The organism is Caldimonas tepidiphila, from assembly GCF_003569765.1.
GTDB lineage: Bacteria > Pseudomonadota > Gammaproteobacteria > Burkholderiales > Burkholderiaceae_C > Caldimonas > Caldimonas tepidiphila.
Genome location: NZ_QXMG01000133.1, coordinates 1 through 3580 on the forward strand (window position 1 = coordinate 1; position 3580 = coordinate 3580).

Sequence of the window (3580 nt, forward strand, 5' to 3'; positions counted from 1 at the left end):
ACTCATGTCCTTGGGGACGCCCTTGTTTCCACTGGATGCCTTTGCCCAGGTGAAGCTCCACGCGAGCCAGGCGCCTCACGCCGACCTCTCAAATGAGCGATGAGTCTTTACCCGGGTAAAGACTTTTTTGCGGGGACCGTCCGCAGACGTCTGGATTGAAAGCGCTCCCCGGACTTCTCGCCGGCGCCCGGCTGGCCGCTCACTCATGTCCTTGGGGGCGCCCTTGTTCCCACTGGATGCCTTTGCCTAGGTGAAGCTCCACGCGAGCCAAGTGCTTCACGCCCCTAACAAATCCATGCTTTTTTATCTCATGCTCTACTGACTCAGAAATTGAACAATCTGGGCATAGCTATGCAGGAATTCACCCTGTTGGGGTAATCAGATTTCCAGTCTTCTTTCAGGTCCGCCCCTCAAGGAGCTTTATTTTGGGAGAGTAGGTCCAAAAAAATGCGAAATCCTTCGTGTTTTGCAGATATTTGGCCTGAAAGTAAAGCATCAAGAAGAGCCTTTCGCCTATTGTCTTAATATGGAAAAAGGCGGGCAGATTTTTATTAAAGGGGAATCGAATATTGATGGAATTGCTTCTGGGCATCAGTTGTGGATTGCGCTCACAGAAGTTGAGCGCTAAAATTATTTGAGCAGGGGAAGCACGAAAAGGTTTCAGGGATGCGAGCTATATTTCTAGATTTTGATGGTGTGCTCCATCCTTTGCCTATGCAGTTATCGACGAACAGGGTCGTGCGCGGAAAACCTGTAGGCCGATATGCGCCAGTTAATTTCTTCTGCTGGCTACCCATCTTAGTGGGGTTGCTTGAGTCACACAACGACGTACAAGTGGTGGTCCATTCCACTTGGCGTGAAAGCAGGCCTGCGCAGGAGATTGCAGCATATCTGACTTCACTTGGTGCTAAATATGTGGGCTGCACTATAGGCGGCCAAAAAATGACTTCGATAGAGCATTGGCTTTGCGAGCATCCAGAGATAAAGTCTTGGCGTATTCTTGATGATTGCCCGTTGGCTTTTGACCCGCGGCCACTTGAGTTGATTGAGTGTCATTGGGCTCATGGAATCAGCGATCCTGATGTTTCCAGGCAATTGGCAGCTTGGCTCCAGGAGTCCTCCTGACCTATCCTGAAAAATATGCTTGCTAAAAAAATGGATGTTTGGACTGCAAGCTAAGATGAGAAAGACTGGCAGTCCAGAGTTAATGTGGGATATCTCTGCTTCTTCGCCTTCAAAAAATTATAGGCATAAAAATACGATTGACGTTCGGATTAGCTTTTTTCCAAAGCCGGCGAAAGGGATGGTGTATGTGGGGGGCTTGATAAATCGCAATATAATGAAAAATTAAGTCTTCGCCTAAGAAGTCAAGAACTGTCGGAACTGTCGGAAATGTCGGAACTGTCGGAAGTGTCGTAAAAATCCTGTTCGTGCCGAAGGCTGTGAGTGTCAGTGGGGTGCGCAACTAGTCGCTCGGTTTTATATGGAGAATACCAAACCGATAACCCCCTTCCTTGTTACAATGCCTGGACTCCATTGCCGGGGCTGTAATCCGGACCGTTTTCTCTTGCTGCGGGGCGCTTACGCGTAGTGCGACGTGAACGGTCCGCCAATAACGCCGCGATCTGCTTTTGCAACTCGTCGATCTGGCCTTGTGCACGACTCGCTTGGATGTTTGCTGCGTCACGCTCTTCCCTCCGCTGCTCCGCCAGTTGCTCCGCCTGTACCCGCTGCGCGTCAAGCTCCGCCATTTTCTGCAGGCTTGCCTCCCGGCGTGCGAGTTCCAGCATCAACTGCTCGATCCGTCTTTGGTGTGTATCACGCTCACGCTGAAGATCTTCGTTGTCTGCCACCAATTCGTTCATGTGCTTATGGGCTTCGCGGACTTGCTCTTGGAACTGCAACCGCTCCTTGTCAAAGCCCGTGTGTGCCGCAGCCAAAGCTTCCACCCACACTTCTTGCACAAAAGCCGAACCGCGAACTTCCAGCGCTAAAGGCAGCGGGGCGCGCATTGCCTGCTGCTGCTTTTCAATCCACCCTCGAAGGTACTTGGCGATCGTCTTGTTGCTACCTCCCTTGAGCTCTTGCAAAAGCTCTTCATAGGTAGGTACTCGGCCCATCTGCGCATAGATCTTGTTGCAGGCAGCCTCAACGGCTTCGAGGGTGGCGATTGCTCGACTCATAGCATTTACTTTCTTGGTGATCCGGGCGAGACGGTTTAGCTGCACCGCTGGATAAAAAATTCCCTTGCTTGTCGTTCAGGCAGCGTGCTTTCGCGCAGCACTGTTTTTGCGGGCGAGTTGTTGGGTCCGTGCGTGCTCGACCTGCAGCTGGCGGAATTGCGCATAGGGCGGGAACTGCACGCCAAAGTCCATCTGTTGCAGATAATTGAGCGCATGCCGGGCCGGATAGGCTGGGCCTTGCTCACCCTCCATGTAGGAGGTCTCCAACTCGGTTCCGGTCGAATGACCAAGGTAGCGCTGGATGAGATCCATCGGCATGCCTACCCGCTGGAGCTCTTGCGCGCAATTGGCCCGAAGGCTGTGCCCAACCTTGCGGCGTTTTTGCCAGACGCCAGCTGCTTTGAGTAACTCCAAGGTGTGCTGAGAAGGCTTGCGCCCGTAGCCGGACTTGGGCTCCCAGGTCAGCCCAAAGAACAGGAGTCCAGGCTCCCGCCCCACGATCTGGCGACGGTTTCTCACCCATTCCAGAAATCCCAGTTCGATGAGCTTTGGATGGATGGGGATGATCCGCCGGGATGCGCGGTTCTTGAGGCGCCGGTACTCCTCCAGTGTCTGTGCCTTGCTCATAAAGCCGCCTGTGTCCGATTCCTCGTCGTCGTCAGTGAGGATGTCATTGACGAAGGAAAAGCACGGGACACCATCCACCTCAACGATGTCGTTGGTGTAAAGCTGGCTGATTTCGCTGACTCTGGCGCCCGTGTATAGACGTAGAGGATCGATCCAGTATTTCCAGTCGATCTGCAGGGCGCCTTCCCGGTAGGCCTCGGATTCGTAAGTGTGGCGCAACTCCTCGGTTGACAAGGCGATGGCGCCAAGCTTGGGGGTCTTGCTCTCTGCCTGGCTAGCGCGGCGTTCGGCGGCTTTGAGTTGCAGATCTAACTCAAGGGCAACGCTGTGCTCGATCCACCCCTTCGCGCTCGCATACCTCACAAATGGATGGATGTGGCTCAGCTTCTTGGCTACGTTGCCGGGGCTCTGCACTGGCCAACGCCGTTCTTTTGCAAGGCGAAGGAGTGTCAGCGCTTCGAGACCGTCCTGTCGCTTGCCTTGCCGCTGCGGCAGCTTGCGTAGCAGATCATGAAGCAGCTCCATGTGAGCACGACTCAATTCCGACAGCCGAATATCCAGTTGGGAAGGTTCGAGGGAGCCATCCTCGCGCACCAAGTCCCGTCGATCCTTGCCAATCAACTCGCGGAAGATCCGAAAGCTTGGCTGGTAGGCACTGGTCCAGGTTTGATCCGAAAAACGAACGCCGCTCTTGGTTCGCCAGTGCTCGATGGCCTCGGAGAGCCACTCCACTGACCGAACCGCCGGCGGCACGTTGACAGCGGACGCAG

The 3580-nt window shown here is 54.2% G+C and carries 3 protein-coding genes; 1 reads left to right on the top strand and 2 read right to left on the bottom strand.

Annotated features, from left to right (window positions below; all coding sequences use genetic code 11):
• The first annotated feature begins 666 nt into the window (after positions 1-666).
• Positions 667-1125 carry an HAD domain-containing protein gene (locus D3A59_RS26950; protein WP_157991704.1) on the top strand — a complete coding sequence of 153 codons (459 nt, stop codon included), beginning with the start codon at positions 667-669 and terminating at the stop codon, positions 1123-1125.
• A gap of 392 nt (positions 1126-1517) precedes the next feature.
• Here the strand turns inward: D3A59_RS26950 and D3A59_RS24660 are convergent, their stop codons facing one another.
• Both D3A59_RS24660 and D3A59_RS24665 read right to left on the bottom strand, forming a co-directional pair.
• Positions 1518-2183 carry a DNA-binding protein gene (locus D3A59_RS24660; protein WP_119157942.1) on the bottom strand — a complete coding sequence of 222 codons (666 nt, stop codon included), beginning with the start codon at positions 2181-2183 and terminating at the stop codon, positions 1518-1520.
• Positions 2184-2258: 75 nt separating this feature from the next.
• On the bottom strand, positions 2259-3580 hold a 1322-nt coding region (locus D3A59_RS24665; RefSeq protein ID WP_205665271.1), incomplete at its 5' end, for a site-specific integrase.

Bases quoted from the DNA above. Each gene is read 5' to 3' on its own strand.
- D3A59_RS24660 (WP_119157942.1), bottom strand. From the start codon at position 2,183: ATGAGTCGAGCAATCGCCACCCTCGAAGCCGTTGAGGCTGCCTGCAAC.
- D3A59_RS26950 (WP_157991704.1), top strand. From the start codon at position 667: ATGCGAGCTATATTTCTAGATTTTGATGGTGTGCTCCATCCTTTGCCT.